At 59.6% G+C, this 18096-nt stretch carries 16 protein-coding genes and 1 pseudogene; 14 read left to right on the forward strand and 3 right to left on the reverse strand.

Features of this window, described 5'->3' with window-relative positions; translation table 11 throughout:
- Positions 1–27 precede the first annotated feature (27 nt).
- The gene (locus X733_RS161225) at positions 28–813 is read right to left on the reverse strand and encodes an SDR family NAD(P)-dependent oxidoreductase (protein ID WP_031193044.1); all 786 of its coding nucleotides are present in this window, start codon (positions 811–813) and stop codon (positions 28–30) included.
- Between the two features lie 531 nt (positions 814–1344).
- On the opposite strand from X733_RS161225, the gene X733_RS161220 reads away from it, so the two are divergent.
- Genes X733_RS161220 through X733_RS161205 form a run of 4 tightly spaced genes read left to right on the forward strand, consistent with a single transcriptional unit; the run spans position 1345 to position 3717 of the window.
- Entirely contained in the window at positions 1345–1806 is a 462-nt protein-coding gene (locus X733_RS161220; RefSeq protein WP_245260252.1) for a hypothetical protein, read from the forward strand.
- Complete coding sequence (locus tag X733_RS161215; RefSeq protein ID WP_023817839.1) at positions 1803–3023, forward strand: divalent metal cation transporter; 1221 nt, start codon at positions 1803–1805, stop codon at positions 3021–3023. The genes X733_RS161220 and X733_RS161215 overlap by 4 nt, the downstream gene beginning before the upstream one ends.
- Positions 3020–3382, forward strand: coding sequence for a hypothetical protein (locus X733_RS161210; protein ID WP_245260609.1), 363 nt, complete (start codon positions 3020–3022; stop codon positions 3380–3382). The genes X733_RS161215 and X733_RS161210 overlap by 4 nt, the downstream gene beginning before the upstream one ends.
- Positions 3383–3384: 2 nt before the next feature.
- Complete coding sequence (locus X733_RS161205) at positions 3385–3717, forward strand: hypothetical protein (RefSeq protein ID WP_023681169.1); 333 nt, start codon at positions 3385–3387, stop codon at positions 3715–3717.
- Between the two features lie 80 nt (positions 3718–3797).
- Here the strand turns inward: X733_RS161205 and X733_RS0134035 are convergent, their stop codons facing one another.
- Positions 3798–4373, reverse strand: a complete 576-nt coding sequence (locus X733_RS0134035) for a GNAT family N-acetyltransferase (protein WP_023817840.1) — start codon at positions 4371–4373, stop codon at positions 3798–3800.
- Between the two features lie 202 nt (positions 4374–4575).
- Here X733_RS0134035 and X733_RS0134040 point away from each other — a divergent pair, with 202 nt between their 5' ends.
- From X733_RS0134040 to X733_RS161180, 5 genes are all read left to right on the forward strand, one after another.
- A complete protein-coding gene (locus X733_RS0134040) occupies positions 4576–4896 on the forward strand; it encodes a hypothetical protein (protein WP_031193045.1) in 321 nt (106 codons plus the stop codon).
- Positions 4897–5522: 626 nt separating this feature from the next.
- Positions 5523–5933 carry a DUF427 domain-containing protein gene (locus tag X733_RS161195; protein WP_023704637.1) on the forward strand — a complete coding sequence of 137 codons (411 nt, stop codon included), beginning with the start codon at positions 5523–5525 and terminating at the stop codon, positions 5931–5933.
- A gap of 40 nt (positions 5934–5973) precedes the next feature.
- The gene (locus tag X733_RS161190; RefSeq protein ID WP_023681173.1) at positions 5974–6393 is read left to right on the forward strand and encodes an HD domain-containing protein; all 420 of its coding nucleotides are present in this window, start codon (positions 5974–5976) and stop codon (positions 6391–6393) included.
- 330 nt (positions 6394–6723) lie between these two features.
- The gene (locus X733_RS161185; RefSeq protein ID WP_023817843.1) at positions 6724–7230 is read left to right on the forward strand and encodes a ferritin-like domain-containing protein; all 507 of its coding nucleotides are present in this window, start codon (positions 6724–6726) and stop codon (positions 7228–7230) included.
- Positions 7231–7358: 128 nt separating this feature from the next.
- Positions 7359–8405 carry an ATP-dependent DNA ligase gene (locus X733_RS161180; RefSeq protein ID WP_050588618.1) on the forward strand — a complete coding sequence of 349 codons (1047 nt, stop codon included), beginning with the start codon at positions 7359–7361 and terminating at the stop codon, positions 8403–8405.
- A gap of 654 nt (positions 8406–9059) precedes the next feature.
- Here X733_RS161180 and X733_RS161175 read toward each other — a convergent pair.
- Positions 9060–9887 carry a Ku protein gene (locus X733_RS161175; RefSeq protein ID WP_023817845.1) on the reverse strand — a complete coding sequence of 276 codons (828 nt, stop codon included), beginning with the start codon at positions 9885–9887 and terminating at the stop codon, positions 9060–9062.
- 154 nt (positions 9888–10041) lie between these two features.
- Between X733_RS161175 and X733_RS161170 the strand changes: the two genes are divergently transcribed.
- The 5 genes and pseudogenes from X733_RS161170 to X733_RS24880 all read left to right on the forward strand — a co-directional run bounded on the left by X733_RS161170 (position 10042) and on the right by X733_RS24880 (position 18080).
- Positions 10042–10584 (forward strand): hypothetical protein, encoded by a 543-nt coding sequence (locus X733_RS161170; RefSeq protein WP_031193047.1) that lies wholly within the window; start codon positions 10042–10044, stop codon positions 10582–10584.
- Positions 10585–10607: 23 nt separating this feature from the next.
- The gene (locus X733_RS161165) at positions 10608–11228 is read left to right on the forward strand and encodes an isochorismatase family cysteine hydrolase (protein ID WP_023748082.1); all 621 of its coding nucleotides are present in this window, start codon (positions 10608–10610) and stop codon (positions 11226–11228) included.
- Positions 11229–11524: 296 nt separating this feature from the next.
- Positions 11525–11800, forward strand: a complete 276-nt coding sequence (locus X733_RS161160) for a hypothetical protein (RefSeq protein ID WP_023725485.1) — start codon at positions 11525–11527, stop codon at positions 11798–11800.
- Between the two features lie 446 nt (positions 11801–12246).
- Positions 12247–13086 (forward strand): annotated as a pseudogene (locus X733_RS24885) (HAMP domain-containing protein); the annotation flags it as partial.
- 128 nt (positions 13087–13214) lie between these two features.
- On the forward strand, positions 13215–18080 hold the full coding sequence (locus X733_RS24880; protein WP_023817847.1) for a HAMP domain-containing protein: 4866 nt from the start codon (positions 13215–13217) through the stop codon (positions 18078–18080).
- Positions 18081–18096 lie beyond the last annotated feature (16 nt).

Raw genomic sequence — 18096 nt, forward strand, 5'->3', positions numbered from 1 at the left:
AGCCCTTTTGATGACGCGAATATTGGCTCAGTCGCTGGACGCCGACCCCGGCTCGGCCATCCTACGGTGCTGTTCGGCCAAAGTGCCTGCCGGCGTGACATGCGCGGCGGCGACCTGCAGCTTGTTTTTCCAACCGCTGACGACCTGTTCATCACCGGCCATCATCGCCTCGTAACCCGTCTTGGCGACATCGGCCGGATTGTCCTTTTCATCGGAGCCGACCTTGGTATCCATCATTTCAGCGCGCTCGAAGAATCGCGTCTGCGTGGGGCCAGGCATCAGCACGGTGACCGTCACGCCGCTATCTTTCAGCTCATGGCGGAGCGCGATGGAGAAGGAATCGATGAACGCCTTCGTGCCGTTGTAGACGGCCTGGAATGTTCCGGGCATGAAGCCGGCGATCGACCCGGTGAACAGGATGCGTCCGCGACCTCGCCGGGCCATCTTGGCGCCGAGTTCATGCGCCAGATAGACCGTTCCGGTGACATTGGTGTCGATGATCCGGCGGACTTTTCGCCAGTCCTGGTCGACGAAGCCGTTGCCGAGCCCGCGTCCCGCATTGAGAAACAACAGGTCGATATCCCGATCGCCGATCTGGGAGATCAACCGATCGGCGCCCTCGACGGTCGCCAGATCGGCCTCAATGGCTTCGACCGTTACATTGTGGGTCTCAAGTGCCTCTGCCGCCTGCCGGATAGCCGGCTCGTCGGCGGCGATGATCAGGTCGTAACCGTCTTTAGCGCACAGCTTTGCGAGTTCCCTTCCGATGCCACTCGAGGCGCCGGTCACCACAGCGAGTTTGGCGTCCGTCATCATATCCTCCATCTTCGTGCCATCGGAACCACGAGCGGGCACAATTGTTCCGCGGCGTTTGGGCTGGATTGATCGTGCGCTGTCATGACGGTCAGGCGACGGTCGTCGTCGCGGTCCTTGCGCGCATTCATAGAGAGCCGTTGCGACAAAAACCGTTCTACGCCATGAGAACTCGCGATGGCCTACCTTCAAAAAAAGGCCCCCCGAACGCATGGATTGAGTACTCAGAACGGATCAGTTGAAGTTGGAACAAGTGGCCCAGTTGGAAGTTCGAACCGTGCAGCGTTGTTGCCCTCCCATGTTGATGCTGCGCGATCGGGTCATCCCCTCAGCCCGATCTGCCCGCGCTTCTCCGCGCCAAAGAGAAGCGCGGGCCCCCCCCCACTTTCACGGCTGTCCGGGATGGAGCGTTTTGTTACGTGGAACTAGCCGACCTCACAGGCTCGTCGTCGGTTTCGTTTGACGAGCTCTCCGAGCGCTCTAGATCATTGCTGCCGGACGCAGTTGGTTCGGGCCGGGGAGGAAATCCGCGTGGCGCATCCAACGCGCGCTGTACCCCATAACGACCGTCATTTTCCGGTTGGCTGGCTGTGCTTGCTTCTGATGCTAGCCGGGTTGGCCGGATGCTCGTCTTCCAATCAGGTGGCGCAGCAATCACGAACAGCGGCCTCCGCGGCACAGACCGTATCGATGGTACTGGATGCCTGGGTGGAGGGAGCGGCACCGTCCGCCTATGCCACGGCCGCACTGCACTCGGTCGGAAAAACGCTGGCCGATGTCGAGGCGCAAATTCGATCGGCCGAGACCGCTGAACCAGCCGGGCGAGCAGGACTGACGGCAGCAGTCAACAGTTTGTCGGTGGCGGTGGCGCATGCCGAGGCGGGATTGCGGGTGAACAATCGCACTGAGGTGAAAAGCGCACAACAGGATCTTCGGGCGGCCATGCGCTCGCTCGCCGCCGCTTACACCAGCGCTTTCGGACCAAAGCCGTGAAGAAGCTTCTGGAAATATCGCTTGGCGTCGTCACCAGTGTCGGAGGTTTCCTCGAAGTCGGGTCGATGGCTACGGCGGCGCAGGCGGGTGCCGCCTTCCGATTCCAGCTGATCTGGGCCATAGTTCTCGGCACCATATGCATCATCTTTTTGGTTGAAATGGCCGGTCGGTTCGCCGCGATGAGCCATCACACGATCTCAGAGGGCATTCGTGAAAGGTTTGGGTTCAACGTCTTCCTATGGCCGTTGCTCGTCGTCCTTCTCGTCAATTTCATGGTGCTGTCCGCTGAGATCGGCGGTGTGGCCATCGCACTCGAACTTGCCACCGGCATAGGCTTCCAGAGGTGGGCACTGCCGGTGGCGTTGCTGGCATGGCTGCTGCTGTGGAAAGGCACGTTTGGCTTTATCGAGAAAGGCATTTCGGTCCTCGGCCTCGTGACGCTGTGCTTCGTGGTCGGTGCGGTGATGTTAAAGCCCGACTGGACAGCGGTCGCTGTCAGCGCCGTGCCCTCGCTGCCGGCTCACGATGCCATCAATTACTGGTTCATGGCGGCCAGCATTCTCGGCGCCTCGATATCGCCTTATCTTTTCATGTTTTATTCCTCGGGAGCTATCGAGGACAAATGGGATGAAAGCCACCTTGGGGCCAATCGTGCCATCGCCGGGCTGGGCATGACCTTCGGTGGGACCATTTCGATCGGCGTGTTGATCGTCGCTGCTCTCGTTCTCGCGACGCGCGGCATCGACCAGGTGGACGACTATCACCAACTGCCGTTGATGCTGATCCCTATATTCGGCTTCTGGGGGTTCGTTCTTTTCGTTGCCTCGCTCGCCATTGCCTGTTTCGGCGCCGCACTCGAAGTCGGGTTGCAACAGGCATATCTGGTGGCACAGGGCTTTGGCTGGACCTGGGGTGAGGATCGCAAGCCGCGCGATGATCCGGGCTTCAGTGCCGTCTATACGGCATCATTGTTTTTGACCGCCATTCCGATCATGCTTGGCCTCGACCCACTGAAGCTGACCATCTTTTCCATGGCGGTAACGGCGGCGAGCCTTCCGCTGACGGTAGTTCCATTTCTCTTCCTGCTGAATGACGAACGCTATGTCGGCGAACATCGCAACGGCATCATTTCGAATGCCGCCGTTGTCTTCATTATCGCGCTTGCCTTCGTGCTCGCCGTGGTGACGATTCCGCTGCAGATATTCGGAGGCACATGATGGAATTGATGCGTGATCTCCTGGACAAGCAGGTGTTCGACCGCCGGCGGGTCAAGATCGGCAAGGTCGACGGAGTGGTGGCCGAGTTGCGGCGGGGCAAACCACCAAGGATTGTCGCGATAGAACTCGGCTCCATCACTTTGGCGCGCCGCCTTGGCGCGCGGCCCGGGGAATGGATGGCGCAACTGGCGACGAGGGTGGGTGGCAAACGCCACGCCGTGCCACACAGGATTGCGTGGAAAAAGGTGCAGGACAACGGGCTCGACATCGAATGTGACATCGAGGTGGGCGAGACGTCGATTTTCGCCTGGCAGGACTGGTTGCGCGATCATGTCATCGGGCGCATCCCAGGAGCGTGATGATGAGGACAGTCAACCTCGAACATCTTGCCGGGCGACGCGTGCTCTCGCAGCGCGGAAAGAGCATCGGTCACATCGAAGAGATTCTCGCCGAACAGCGTGGCGACGAGCTCGTCGTTACTGAATTCCACGTTGGCATCTACGCCGCGTTCGAGCGTCTGTCGGCTTCGACCATCGGCATCGCGATGCTCGACCTCTTTCGGCTGCGCCGCCGCGACGGCCTGTACCGCATTCCCTGGGATAAACTCGATATCTCCGATCCGGCGCGACCGCGGCTGCTATGCCCGATGACCGAGCTTCCTGGATGGAAAGGGCAAAAGGACCTTCGGGAGTAGATGGCTACGGCTCGGGAGGGCTAAGGCGCCGGCGTTTTGCCGGCGAACAGCCGTTCGTGCAGATGGCGCCTCCGCAAAGATTACTGCAGGTTCTTGCGAAGGAAGATGCGGGCGTGTCCTGGAATAACGAATTCGACCTTGCCGAATTCCTCAAACCCATGATGCCGGTAAAATTGAGGCGCCTGGAAACTGCTCGTCTCGACGACGGCTCTCTTGCATCCACGCCTAACGGCTTCCTCCTCGATCGCCATAAGAAGCTGTGATCCATAGGATCGGCCACGCAATTTTTCAGGCAAGAAGAACATGTCGAGAAACAGGAGCCCTAGTTCCGTTCTGCCCCAAATTCCACCCCAGATCTTTCCGGAGGGGTCGGTAAGCTCCGCGCCGATCACTGCCCGGTCATCGATTCCGGTTTGTTCGATGTTGTGTCGATAGAGCGCAGCGGCCGCCTGCGTTCGTGCATCCCCGTTGTGAGCCAGAGCGATTGTAAATCCTTCGGATCGAGCCGGCATGCGTTCTGCTCCTGCCTCGGAATGGTCTTGAGATTCAACCGTCAGATTAACATCAAGGCGGCCGGTTCGCTCGCAGCTCTGATCGCCGCTTCTGTTGTAACCCGTCTTGCCCACATTCCGCATCGCGATCCGCGTCGGATGCATGCAGCCGCGCCCAACATATCGCTTTGGTGTTGAACAAAGCCCATCCTGCCCTTGTCAGGTCTCATCACAATTCGTGCGCCGTCAAGAGTGTCCACCTCGACGAAGGCTGCTGCGGATCACAATCCATTACGCCGGGAACAATGAGAAAAACCTGTCGTTGGGAAAGCGATCGCAATTCGGCGATTCAAACACGGAGACTCCAATGTTGAAGAAAATTCTAGCCGCGTCGGTGCTAACTATTGCCTTGGCCGGTTCCGCCTTGGCGCAGACAAATGGAACGGGTGCTGGCGGCACGGCTGGCACGGGTAATGGAACTGGTACTGGAACTGTTGGCAGCGGCGGCGCCGCTGGCAATGGCACTGGCAGCGGGAATGCGGCCGTGCCAACCGATCCGAATTCCACAAACTCGACTACAAAATCGAACGGCATGACCGACCGTTGCAAGGACGCCGCAGGCAATGACATCGATAACAACACTGCAAGTGGCACAACGACCTCGACCGTGCAAAATTGCAACAAGTAGCCGATGGACCTAGCGGCTTCGGCCGCCCGAAGGCCCGCCATCAAGACAATGGCGGGCCTCCGAATACGTGCCTCGCATGGCTGGATACATAGGAGCACATGTGTCCAAAGAGACCCGGCGGGCCAAACTCGATCGCTTAGCAGCCTCCATTCCGAAGCACGAATTCGAATTCCTAATGAAGATTGCAAAGCTAAGCCGTCATGACTTACTTGGCCTGATCGCTAAACACGATGGCGGCAGGGACAAGGTCTATAGGGACCTTGCGGCCCACTTGGCCGCAACTGAGGCCGCCCCGGAGCCCATACATGAGGCGGCAGCTGACGACGGCCAAACTGCTGGAGCATCTCCAGCCACGAACTCGCCCGCCGGCAAGTAGCGGCGAAGATCATTTCGGTGCCAGCCCTGACGCTCCACGGAAGCGACGACCGTGTCGTCCTTCCAAAGTCTTCGAATGGGTTGGACGAGCATTTCACCGCGCCTTACCAACGAGAACTGCTGGATACGGCAAGCGGTAGGCGCTTTAAGTCCGGCCCGCCATTCAGCTTCATCGGACATGCCGGAACCTGAAGCGTCGCCGCGCATTTCGTCTCCAGGCATCTTGCGGTCATCGCCAGGGAGAAATTCAGATGCAAACTTCAGGCGCAACTTCACAGCAAAACCTTGGCCGATTGGCCATAGAACCGTTTTCCGGCACAGTGACGGTGCGGTTTTCCGACGCCATCGTCGCAGCCACGGAGCGGGCGAAGGTCCTGCGTGAAGACGGGCACGAGCCCGTTTTCTATATCCCCTTCGAGGACATCTATTTCGATCTGTTCGAAAAGACCGACACCACCACCCGGTGCCCGCTTAAAGGCACCGCAAGCTACTGGCGTGTCCACGCCGTCGGCAGTTCTTCCGACGATTTCATGTGGGCCTACGAAACGCCCGATGCGGCTGCTCTGGCTATTGCAGGTCACGGCGCTTTCGATCCGGAAAAGGCCCGTATCGATGTCGACCCTGCCGAGGACAAGCGACACACGCCACATATCGTCGAATAGGTTTCATCAGGCAGAGACAATCACGGTAACGACAGGCGCGATGAGCATTTTCTACCAGGCGGCAAAGATTGCGGAGGAGGTTCACGCGTCGCAGCGCGATAAGACCGGGCGGCCCTACATCGAGCATTGCCGCCGTGTCGTCGACGCTGTCGAGACAATCGATCAGAAGACTGTTGCCTACCTTCATGACGTTCTGGAGAAAGGCGAGGGCTGGACCCGCGCCAAGCTCGAAGAAGCAGGCTTCGGACCGACAATTACCGCGGCGGTCGACGCCATGTCGCGCAGGCCGGATGAGGAGTATTTCGCCTTTGTCCGGCGGGCTGCGTCGAACCCAGTGGCGCTCCCCGTAAAACGCGCCGATCTGGAGGACAACATCTGGCAGTCGAGGCAGGTCGGAGCGTCGGCGGCCAAATATGAAGAGGGCCTTCGCATACTTGACCAAGAGTTCTCCCGACAATAGTGCGCGCCCGACGCTGGCATTGCATCTGCCGAAGCAGCCATCGCCTGCGAGAGCTTGCGGCGCACAGCACGTTTCGGCTCTCCTGGCCGTCAGTTTTTCCGCGCCGGCGTGCGCCTGAGGGTCCTCGCTGGACCATGGAACGTGTGATCGGGTCAAAGCTCCTCCGGAGATGGACCGCAGCGTCTCGAAAAGGAGTAACGGCCGGCTCGGAATTAGGAACTCCTCCAGCACCGGTGCGTTGACCAGCAAGCCGGGACGAGTTCCCGGCCTCCGCGGGTGGCGGGCAAGCCGCCGCCGAACCCGAACTTCTGCACAATGAAAGGTAAGGCCATGGGCTTCTTTTCGAAGGACATCAAGACACTCGACGATCTCTTCGTGCACACGCTGCGCGACATCTATTACGCCGAAAAGCAGATCGAGAAAGCGCTGCCGAAGATGATCGGCAAGGCAACCGATCCGCAATTGAAGGCCGGATTCGAAAAACACCTCGAGCAGACCAAAGGCCATATCGAGCGCGTCGAACAGGTGTTCGAATTGCATGGCGTCAAGGCCAAGGAGGTCAACTGCCCGGCGATAGACGGCATTCTGGAGGAAGCCGACGATGTGAGCGGCGACGTCGACGACAAGGAGGTTCTAGACGCGGCGCTGATAGCGTCGGCGCAGGCGGTCGAACACTATGAGATGACCAGATATGGCACGCTCATCGCCTGGGCCAAGCAGCTTGGCCGCAGTGACTGCGCCAACGTATTGGCCAAGAACCTGAAAGAAGAGCAGGCGACCGATCGAAAGCTCACCGAAATGGCGGAACGCAAGATCAACATGCAGGCTGCCGAGTAGACCGTCCCAGGTCATGATGAGATTGGTTGAAATCTCATCATGACCTAACCCTGTTGGAGCATGATTTTTTCCAAAGCCGGCACCAGTGCTGCGTTGAGTCGATCTCCATCGTTGTCCACGGAACTTTCATGACGGGCGAATCTGCCATCTCTCGCGATCTGCCGACGAGTGTAAAATCGTCTTTCGGCGTGGCGTTGAGCACGGCGCCGATGGAAGCAAAGGCTGCCGACACGTTGCCGGCCGATGCTGGCCGATGGCAATACGAACCCAAATGGGACGGGTTCCGCTGCCTGGCCTTTAAATCCGGCGCGGCCGTGGAGTTGCGTGCAAAATCCGGCAAGCCGTTAGGGCGGTATTTCCCGGAAGTCGTCGCGATGTTGCATGAACTGAAAACAAAAGAGTTCGTGGTCGATGGTGAGATCGTCATCGAAATTGCAGGCTCTCTTTCTTTCGACGCCTTGCAGATGCGGCTGCATCCGGCGGAAAGCAGGATCCGGAAACTGTCGGTCGCGACGCCGGCAAAGCTGATCCTCTTTGACATGTTGGCGACCTCCGAGGGCGTCTTGATGCAGCAGCCGCTCTCGGTTCGGCGCGCTGCACTCGAACTGTTCGTAAAGTCGGCCGGGCGAAAGGATCTCGAACTGTCTCGGGCAACGCTTGATTTGGCGGCGGCAGGCAGATGGCTAGGCCAATCCGGACAAGGTTCGACCGACGGGGTCGTTGCCAAGCTTCTCGATGACGAATATCGACCCGGCGAGCGCGCCATGATCAAAGTCAAGCGCCTGCGCACGGCCGATTGTGTCGTCGGAGGGTTCCGCTACCTGGCGAATTCGCGTGAAGTCGGCTCCCTGTTGCTCGGCCTGTACAATGACCAGGGGCAACTCGACCACGTCGGGTTCACTTCGACGATCGCCCGGGAGGACAGGGCCAAGCTTACGCGACAACTTGAAGCTTTGCGATCGGCTCCTGGCTTTACGGGAAAAGCGCCGGGCGGTCCCAGTCGGTGGAGCACGGAAAGAAGCGGACAATGGGAGCCATTGCGGCCCGAACTGGTGGCGGAGGTGCGGTTCGATCATGTCACCGGCGATCGTTTCCGTCATGGCACCAAATTTCTGCGATGGCGTCCTGACAAAGGCCCGAAGCAATGCACGTTCGAACAGATACTTGGAAAATGAGGCTTGGCGAGGCGTCGATAGGTCCACACCATCGAGACCAAATCCGTCAAGCATTCGGCGCAGCCAAATCCAGTCGCATTTCACTGGCGATCTTGAACCCGGCGGCGAGATAAACGCCTTTGCAGGAGGATGCCGGACCAAACTCGTTGTTCAGTCTGTCACCACGCCTCGCTTTGGCGGATCACGGTTCTCGTCCGGATTAGGAACTGGCACTTCGTCGGGAAGAAGATCCGGCTCAGGCTCGCGTATGTCCGGCGTCCACGTCGGCGCATCCACTGGCGGCTCTTCGGTTGGCTCTGGTTTGGGGGGCACATCTATTCTCCGGGTTTCGCTTGGGCGTGGGGTTCGGCCCGCCACCGGTCGCGCGTCGCCGCGTCTGGAGGCGAAAGGGTCTTTTCACACCCCATGTATTTTTACCGATGGCCAGCGGTCCTGGGGCTTCTCGGCGCCCGATCAGAGTCCTGCGTTCCGGCTCCTTTGAGCGCAATGTTGGCATCCGCTGCCTCTGGCTCTTTGAGGACTGCCCTGTCGACGTTCTTGATCTCGGCCATAAGGCATCGTCCTTGGTGGCCAACGGGCAACCGCGAGAATTGTTCCGAGCGATTAAGGGCGGCTGGAGCTGCTGTGCGGACCTTCTGGCTGGGCAGTTATCAACTATGCTGTCTTGCGTTTCGGTGAGGCTCTCTTTGTGGATCTCGCCAGCCCTTCCTGTTTGAGGCTCTTCTTCAGCACCTCAGCGAGGTTGATGACATTCTCCTGTGGCCTTGGTGCGGGCTTCGGCAGCTTCTTGCCTTTGCGCTTTGCATCGATCATGGCGATCAGCGCGTCTTCATAGGTGTCTTCAAATTTCGAGGGATCGAAGGTCGTCACTTTTTTGTCAATAAGCATGCCGGCGATTTCGAGCAGATCGGGGTCGTATTTCTGCTTGGCCAATCCATCGAACACAGTGCTTTCCGAAACCATTTCGTTGTGGTTGCGAAGCTCGGTCATCACCATCCCCTTGCCATAGGGCTGAATCAGCACTTCGCGGCCGCGCTGGTAGAGCACCACGCAGGATCGAGCGGCCACGCCCTTGTTCTTCATGGCGTCGCGGATCACTCCGTATGCTTCGATTGCGGCGCCGTCGGCCGAGATCAGATAGTAGGGCTTCTCGAGATAGCGCGTATCGATATCGTCAATCGATACGAATTCGCCGACTTCGAGCGTGTGCTTCGACGTCAGCTTCAACGCCTTTATGTCGTCAGGTTCGATCTGGAGAAATTCGTCCTTTTCGATCTCGAAACCCTTCACCTGATCCGCTGCATCCACCAGCTTTCCGGTCTCCTCGTCGGCGTAGACGCTCCTGACCGGCAGACCGTCCTTGCGGTTCAAAATCTTGAAATGGATCTTGGATGCTTCGCTGGTTGCGCCGACAATCTTCACGCCGCAAGTAACCGAACCAACCTTCAAGAAGCCCTTCCAAGCAGCACGTGGCGCGGCCATTTTGCGCTTATCCCGTTTCCAGCTAGGGCAACGCGTTTCCGTTCGAATTGTTCCTGCGGCGGGGGCTCGGTGCACCGTGAATGTCCGGTGGGGAAGTCCTGTCGGTCTCGACAGCCGGGCCGGCGCCTGCATCCGCAGGAACCGAAAGCGCACCATGAACATTGTCAGACACAGGCAGGAGAGTGTCATGCAAGTCGTTCGAACCGAAGTGGTGAATGCCAGGGCGCCAGACGGGCAGTCGGTTCGCCGGGTGATATTTTGCGGCGAGGGCGGCGACTGCGTTACGGTGGACATGGCAAACGTCGGGATACAAGCTGAAGATGACGTGCTTGCCCGCGCAAAGGCAATCCTGGTCCAGACAGCGACCTTTGATCTCGCAGCCAATGAATATGACGCGAGCAGCAACGGCAATTTCGACCAGGTCGAGATAACCTCTGCAAGCGACGGCGCCGGCGACGTATATGTCTTTGAGTATCGCGATGGCGGAACCAGCCGACGCATACCGCCGTCGAGGATGGCGAGCCTTGAGGCGGCCCGGTCCGAAGCTATCCGCTGCGCAATCGATCTTCTCGCCGACCTGCAGCCTGGCACGGACGCTCTGTCCGGCTGGCTTGTGAGGGTATCCAACGAAAACGGTGAATTGCTTTACACTGTTGATGTGGCTGAGGCCGATGCAGCGCGGCAGGCAGGCCAGTAACCCAAACCCGACGGAATCCACCAGTGGCCGCCCAAGGATTGATTCACGGACCAATAGGCGACGATGGCCTGCATCTGTGCGTCGACATGCAGCGCCTGTTTGCGCCGGGTGGACCTTGGCCCGTGCCGTGGGCTGAAAAGGTGGTCCCGGCGATCGAAGAACTGGTCGCCAGACATGCCAGCCGTACCCTGTTCACGCGCTTCATTCCTGCCGCCCGCCCGGGCAAGGCGCCGGGAATGTGGGCAAACTACTATCGTCGGTGGGCGGAGGTAACCCTTTCCAACATCGATCCGCGCCTGATCGAGCTGATGCCTCAACTTGCACGATTTGTACCGCCGGCGACGGTGGTCGACAAACATGTCTATTCGCCCTGGACCGAGGGACGGCTCGACGCGCTGCTGAGTGGCTCCGGCGTGCGTGCGCTCGTGATCACCGGTGGCGAAACCGACGTTTGCGTTCTCGCGACCGTGCTTGGCGCCATCGATCGTGGCTTCCGCGTCATTCTCGTCACCGATGCCATCTGCAGCTCTGCCGACCAGACCCATGACGCACTGATGGAAGTATACCATTCCCGCTTCAGTGAGCAGATTGAGGCGGCCAGCATGGCGGAGGTGTTGGAGTGTTGGCCACAACTCACTCGCTGACCTGGGGGGCTTGAAGTGAAAGGGCCGACAATCGTCATTCTGGTCGGGCGGACTGTTTCAGTTGGCGGACGGCACTACAGTGAACCGGAAAACGTATATGAACGGCACGATTGCCTGATTGGGTCGCTCGCGTGAATCAGTGTCTGGAAGCGTACAAAGCCTTGCAGAGCTATCGACAGCGCGGCCAACCGTCATAGAATGAACAGGATACAGCGCCGAAGACTCGATGCCGGCGTCTAGCAATCTTTGCGAGACATCCGGCGCCTCTGCCGTCGGCCTTCCGCACGGAGGGTGATGTGCTGAAAACCGAAGTCATTGACCTTGAGACCTATAGCGCAGTCTACGCGGTGATCTCTGGCTATCGCGCTGACGACATTATCTCGACGGCGTTTGCGGTCGATGAAATCCGCGCAAGGTTTCCTGAGTGTCGCTGCGACGACGAGGAATTGGTCGGGCTTATGGTCCATGCCATGTCCGGCAAGAAAATTGCCGTGAGCTTCGACCACCGGGTGGAACCGGTCAGGCGGCGTGCTGCGCTGCCGATCGCTTCGGAGAGCAAAGGACTGCGATAATTGGACCACCATAGGTCCGTTGCGATTTTGGAAGACGAGGCGTTTATCGCGCTCGAACGAATAGCTACGTTGCTTGACGCCCGAAACATCCCCTTTGTCGTCCATTCGGCAAGCTACGCCAATTCGGGTTTTCACGATCCGATTTTCCTTCACGGGACATGGGTCGCAAAGCCTGCCTCGCCTTCCGAGTTGCGCAACGCAATTCATGCCTCTCTGGCAATGGCAAACGGCGATGACGTGTCGTGGTCGGCTAAAGCCCGATAAATCCACAACCGCATCATGAAATCCGGCGTTCAAACCAAGGCGCAATCGTCGGCCTGGAATTCACGGCACGATGGAACAAAATGGAAAATGCCGCGTTTGGGGTCTTGCGGCGCGATCCACCATTGGCCGCGGGGGCAATTTTATCCGTATAAATCCATAGGGCTGGGAGTGGCGCTGTGACCGTGCAGGCATCCAAGAAGCAATTGGACCGTCGAAGCATCCTGAATTCTCTGAAAGCCTTCCGGCGCGGCGATTTCTCCGTCCGCATCGACAATGTTTATGAAGGCCTCGATTCCGAGATAGCTGAGACTTTCAATGAGATCGCTGATCTCAACGACCAAGTGACGCGCGAGTTCGAGCGCTTGAGCCGGGTCGTCGGCAAGGAAGGGCGGATAGGCGAGCGCGGCCGGGTTCGCAATGCCACCGGCAGTTGGGAATCCAGTGTCCGTTCAGTCAATGATCTCATCGAAGACATGGTTCAGCCGACGGCTGAGGTTGCGCGCGTTATCGGCGCCGTCGCCAAGGGTGACCTGTCGCAGACCATGATGGTCGAAATTGACGGCCGACCGCTGCGCGGCGAATTCCTGCGCATCGGCAAGATCGTCAACACCATGGTCGGCCAGTTGGCCTCCTTCGCCTCCGAGGTGACGCGCGTCGCGCGCGAGGTCGGTACGGAAGGCAAGCTCGGCGGCCAAGCCCGGGTCAAGGGCGTCGCCGGCACGTGGAAAGATCTGACCGACAACGTCAACGCGATGGCCACGAACCTGACCGGGCAAGTGCGCAACATCGCGGAGGTTACGACCGCAGTCGCGTCGGGCGACCTGTCGAAGAAGATCACAGTCGATGTCAAGGGCGAAATCCTAGAACTGAAGAACACCATCAACACGATGGTGGACCAGCTCAATTCCTTCGCTTCGGAAGTGACGCGCGTGGCGCGCGAGGTCGGCACTGAAGGCAAGCTTGGCGGCCAGGCGCAGGTGCGCGGCGTCGCCGGCACCTGGAAGGACCTCACCGACAACGTCAANATTCCTTCGCTTCGGAAGTGACGCGCGTGGCGCGCGAGGTCGGCACTGAAGGCAAGCTTGGCGGCCAGGCGCGCGTTGAGGGTGTTGGCGGTACCTGGAAGGATCTGACCGACAATGTGAATTCCATGGCCGAGAACCTGACTGGCCAGGTGCGCAACATCGCCGAAGTGACGACCGCGGTGGCTTTGGGCGACCTGTCGAAGAAGATTACGGTCGACGTGAAGGGCGAGATTCTCGAGCTGAAATCCACGATAAACACAATGGTGGACCAGCTGAATTCATTCGCGGGCGAGGTCACGCGCGTGGCACGCGAGGTTGGCACCGAAGGCAAGCTTGGCGGCCAGGCGCAGGTGCGCGGCGTCGCCGGCACCTGGAAGGACCTCACCGACAACGTCAACTCGATGGCCGAGAACCTGACCGGTCAGGTGCGCAATATCGCCGAGGTGACGACGGCGGTCGCGTCGGGCGATCTGTCCAAGAAGATCACGGTCGCCGTGCAAGGCGAAATCCTGGAACTCAAGGACACCATCAACACGATGGTCGACCAACTGAACTCCTTTGCCTCGGAAGTGACGCGCGTGGCACGCGAGGTCGGCACCGAAGGCAAGCTGGGCGGCCAGGCAGAGGTAAGGGGCGTCGGCGGCACATGGAAGGATTTGACCGACAACGTCAATCTCATGGCCGCCAACCTGACTGGCCAGGTTCGAAACATCGCAGAAGTCACCACCGCCGTGGCGCGCGGCGACCTGTCGAAGAAGATCACCGTCGACGTCAAAGGCGAGATCCTGGAGCTCAAGGACACCGTCAACACGATGGTCGACCAACTGAACTCCTTCGCCTCTGAGGTCACGCGTGTGGCCCGCGAAGTGGGATCGGAAGGCAAGCTTGGTGGCCAGGCGCATGTCGAAGGCGTCGGTGGCACCTGGAAGGATCTGACCGACAACGTCAACGCCATGGCCGGCAATTTGACGGTGCAATTGCGCGACGTGTCCAAGGTGGCAACGGCCATCGCGACCGGCGACTTGACCCAGAAGATCACCGTCGACGCGCTGGGCGAGATCTTGCAGATCAAGGACGTCATCAACACGATGGTCGACCAGCTCAATTCCTTCGCTTCGGAAGTGACACGTGTGGCGCGCGAGGTCGGCTCCGATGGCAAGCTCGGCGGCCAGGCCCAGGTGCGCGGCATCGGCGGCACGTGGAAGGATCTGACCGAAAACGTCAACGCCATGGCGGCCAACCTGACCGGCCAGGTGCGCAACATCGCCGAGGTGACCACCGCCGTGGCGCTCGGGGACCTTTCGAAGAAGATCACCGTCGATGTCCGCGGCGAGATCCTGGAGCTGAAGGACACCATCAACACAATGGTGGACCAGCTCAATTCCTTCGCTTCGGAAGTCACGCGCGTGGCACGCGAGGTCGGCACGGAAGGCAAGTTGGGAGGCCAGGCGCAGGTGCGCGGCGTTGCCGGCACGTGGAAGGATCTCACAGACAATGTGAACTCGATGGCCGAGAATCTGACCGGCCAGGTGCGCAACATCGCCGAAGTCACGACCGCCGTGGCGCGCGGCGACCTGTCGAAGAAGATCACCGTCGATGTGAAGGGCGAAATCCTGGAGCTCAAGTCGACCATCAACACCATGGTGGACCAGTTGAACTCCTTCGCCGGCGAGGTCACCCGAGTCGCGCGTGAGGTTGGCACCGAGGGCAAGCTTGGTGGCCAGGCGCGCGTCGAAGGTGTTGCCGGTACCTGGAAGGACCTGACCGACAACGTCAACCTGATGGCGACGAACTTGACCAATCAGGTGCGCGGCATCGCCGATGTCGTGACGGCGGTCGCGCAAGGCAATCTCAGGCGCAAACTGACGGTCGACGCGAAGGGAGAGATCGCCCTGCTGGCCGACACCATCAACGGCATGATCGAGACGCTTGCCACCTTTGCCGACCAGGTGACCAACGTCGCCCGTGAGGTGGGCATCGAGGGTAAGCTCGGTGGTCAGGCGCGTGTGCCAGGTGCCGCCGGCCTCTGGCGCGACCTCACCGACAATGTCAATCAACTCGCTGCCAATCTGACCACCCAGGTGCGTGCCATCGCCGAGGTTTCGACGGCGGTGACCAAGGGCGATCTTACCCGTTCGATCAGCGTCGAAGCCTCCGGCGAGGTCGCCGCGCTGAAAGACAACATCAACGAAATGATCCGCAATCTGAAGGATCAGACGCTGAAGAATGCCGAGCAGGACTGGTTGAAGACCAATCTCGCCCGGTTTTCGCGCATGCTGCAAGGCGAGCGCGACCTTGCCACCGTCTCGCGGCTCATCATGTCCGAACTCGCTCCTCTGGTGAACGCCCAGTATGGGGTGTTCTACGTCACCAATCGCGACGAGGAGGAATCCTATCTTGAGCTGGCGGCTTCCTATGGCGCCGAGAGCAAGGCTGCCATCAAGCAGCGGCTTGATCTGCGAGAGGGCCTGGTTGGGCAAAGTGCCGCCGACAAGCGCGCCATCATGCTGGACAATGTGCCGCCAGAATTCCTTCGGGTCACATCTGGTCTTGGCAGCGCCTCGCCAGCCAATGTCATCATCCTGCCTGCCCTGTTCGAGGATGAAGTCAAAGCCGTCATCGAGCTCGCCTCGTTCGGCGAGTTTCGTGACACACACCAGTCGTTCCTCAACCAGCTCATGGAATCCGTCGGCATCGTTCTCAACACCATCGCTGCGACGATGCGCACGGAGGGCCTGCTCAAGCAGTCGCAACTGCTGACGTCGGAATTGCAAGCGCGTCAAACCGAGCTGACAAAAAAGCAGGAAGAGCTGCATGCGACGAACGAGGAGCTGCAGGAAAAGGCGCAGCTGCTCGAGAACGAAAAGAAGCAGGTCGAAAACAAGAATCTCGAAATCGAGATGGCGCGACGCGCGCTGGAGGAAAAAGCCGAGCAACTGGCGCTCACGTCGAAATACAAATCCGAATTCCTGGCCAATATGAGCCACGAACTGCGCACGCCGCTCAATTCGCTGCTCATTTTGTCAAACCTACTGGCGACCAACCAGCACGGCAACCTCAACGAAAAACAGGTAGAGTTCGCCCGCACCATCAATTCGGCAGGAACCGATCTTCTCAGCCTCATCAACGATATCCTCGATCTGTCGAAGATCGAGTCGGGCACTGTTTCCATCGACATCAACGATATGCCGGTGACGCATCTTCGCCAGCATATGGAACGAACTTTTCGTCAGCTGGCAGCCGACAAGGGACTTGGCTTCACCATCAAGGTCGATCCGGCGCTTCCCGACACGGTCCGCACAGATGAGAAACGCTTGCAGCAGATTGTCCTCAACCTGCTTTCCAACGCATTCAAATTCACCTCGGAAGGCGAGGTCAGCCTGAACTTCCGGGTTGAAAAGGCCGGCCGCCGCAATGGCGCGACGCAGCCGGTGAAGGCTCTCGCGATCGCCGTCACCGACACCGGCATTGGCATTCCAGAAGACAAACAGAAGCTGATTTTCGAGGCCTTCCAGCAGGCCGACGGCACCACCAGCCGCAAGTATGGCGGCACCGGCCTTGGGCTCTCGATCAGCCGCGAGATCGCTCGCTTGCTTGGCGGCGAATTGCGGGTCGAAAGCACGCCGGGTAAGGGGTCGACATTTACCCTCATCATCCCGTTCGACGGCCCCCGCGTGACGACAGTACAGTCGACCTTGGCTCCGGCGGCGGAGGCGGTTGCTGCGACAGCTCTGCTCAGCAGTCCGCCCTCGGCAGAGCTGATCGACGACCGCGATTCAATCCTACCCACCGATCGGATCGTGTTGATCGTCGAAGACGATCCGACCTTTGGCGGGTTGCTGCTTGGCCTCGCCCGGTCGGCCGGGCTGAAAGGCGTTCTGTCGACTGCAGGTTCCGGCACGCTGGCATTGGCCCGCAAGCTCGTTCCCGACGCAATCACACTTGATCTCGGACTTTCGGATATCGATGGCTGGGTGCTTTTCGATCTGCTGCGGCATGACCAGAAGACGAGGGGAATTCCCATCCATGTCATCTCGGGTGCCGAAGACATCGACAGTCTCGCACGCAAGGGGGCGTCCAGCATTTCCACCAAGCCCGTTTCCTCGGACGAGCTGATGAAGGTGTTTCAGGATATCCACTCGAAGAAGCTCCGCGTTCAGCGCCGCGTTCTGGTCGTGGACCCTGACCCGGAGCGGCGTCTGGCGCTGGTCGAGGCAATCCGCGACGGCGTAACGTCGGTCACCGCGATCGGTCGTGTTGCGGCAAATGCAGAAGACGTTGGCCTCGCCTCCTATGATGCCGTCGTGCTCGGCTTTGGACGCTCCGCCAAGGACAACGCAAAGGCGCTGGACGAGATCACCGGCCAATTCGGCGAAGCCTTGCCGCAACTGCTGTTCTTTACGCCTCACCCGGACGCGGTTGAACAGGTACTGGCATTGAACCCGGCCTTGGCGGAAGCACCGCGGGCGGAGAACTTCGCTCAATTGGCGCTGCATATTTCGGCAACGCTGCCGGGAGAAGGTCGCCAAGAGGCCTGGGCAGGAACTGAACACAACGGCAAGTCCGATCTCGCCGGGGCGAAAGTTCTCATCGTCGACGACGACATTCGCAACATCTATTCGCTCACCAGTGTTCTGGAGACCTATGACATACAGGTTCTGCATGCCGAGCGGGGCCGTGATGGCATCGCGCTTCTTGAACAGGCGCCCGATGTCGACGTGGCATTGATCGATATCATGATGCCGGAGATGGACGGCTACGAGACGATGCGGCGGATTCGCGGCACACCGGCGATTGCTCATATCCCGCTGATTTCCGTCACCGCAAAGGCGATGAAGGGGGATCGGCAAAAATGTCTGGATGCCGGGGCTTCCGACTACATCGCCAAACCCGTCGACCTGGATCTCCTGCTGGCGCTGCTTCGTGTCTGGATCGGGCGTGCCCGATCCCGTGTCGAGAGCCCGGAAAAAATTCTCCTGGCAGCGAACTGACGGCCGTTCGATGCAA

The sequence above is a fragment of the Mesorhizobium sp. L2C066B000 genome (assembly GCF_000502335.1).
In the GTDB taxonomy this organism is placed as follows: Bacteria; Pseudomonadota; Alphaproteobacteria; order Rhizobiales; family Rhizobiaceae; genus Mesorhizobium.

What these genes read in the sequence shown, in the direction of transcription:
- X733_RS0134035 (WP_023817840.1), bottom strand. Translation starts at nt 4,373, where the DNA reads ATGCATCCGACGCGGATCGCGATGCGGAATGTGGGCAAGACGGGTTAC.
- X733_RS161190 (WP_023681173.1), top strand. Translation starts at nt 5,974, where the DNA reads ATGAGCATTTTCTACCAGGCGGCAAAGATTGCGGAGGAGGTTCACGCG.
- X733_RS24880 (WP_023817847.1), top strand. Translation starts at nt 13,215, where the DNA reads ATGGCCGAGAACCTGACTGGCCAGGTGCGCAACATCGCCGAAGTGACG.
- X733_RS161195 (WP_023704637.1), top strand. Translation starts at nt 5,523, where the DNA reads ATGCAAACTTCAGGCGCAACTTCACAGCAAAACCTTGGCCGATTGGCC.
- X733_RS161205 (WP_023681169.1), top strand. Translation starts at nt 3,385, where the DNA reads ATGAGGACAGTCAACCTCGAACATCTTGCCGGGCGACGCGTGCTCTCG.
- X733_RS0134040 (WP_031193045.1), top strand. Translation starts at nt 4,576, where the DNA reads ATGTTGAAGAAAATTCTAGCCGCGTCGGTGCTAACTATTGCCTTGGCC.
- X733_RS161210 (WP_245260609.1), top strand. Translation starts at nt 3,020, where the DNA reads ATGATGGAATTGATGCGTGATCTCCTGGACAAGCAGGTGTTCGACCGC.
- X733_RS161185 (WP_023817843.1), top strand. Translation starts at nt 6,724, where the DNA reads ATGGGCTTCTTTTCGAAGGACATCAAGACACTCGACGATCTCTTCGTG.
- X733_RS161180 (WP_050588618.1), top strand. Translation starts at nt 7,359, where the DNA reads ATGACGGGCGAATCTGCCATCTCTCGCGATCTGCCGACGAGTGTAAAA.
- X733_RS161170 (WP_031193047.1), top strand. Translation starts at nt 10,042, where the DNA reads ATGAACATTGTCAGACACAGGCAGGAGAGTGTCATGCAAGTCGTTCGA.
- X733_RS161175 (WP_023817845.1), bottom strand. Translation starts at nt 9,887, where the DNA reads ATGGCCGCGCCACGTGCTGCTTGGAAGGGCTTCTTGAAGGTTGGTTCG.
- X733_RS161225 (WP_031193044.1), bottom strand. Translation starts at nt 813, where the DNA reads ATGACGGACGCCAAACTCGCTGTGGTGACCGGCGCCTCGAGTGGCATC.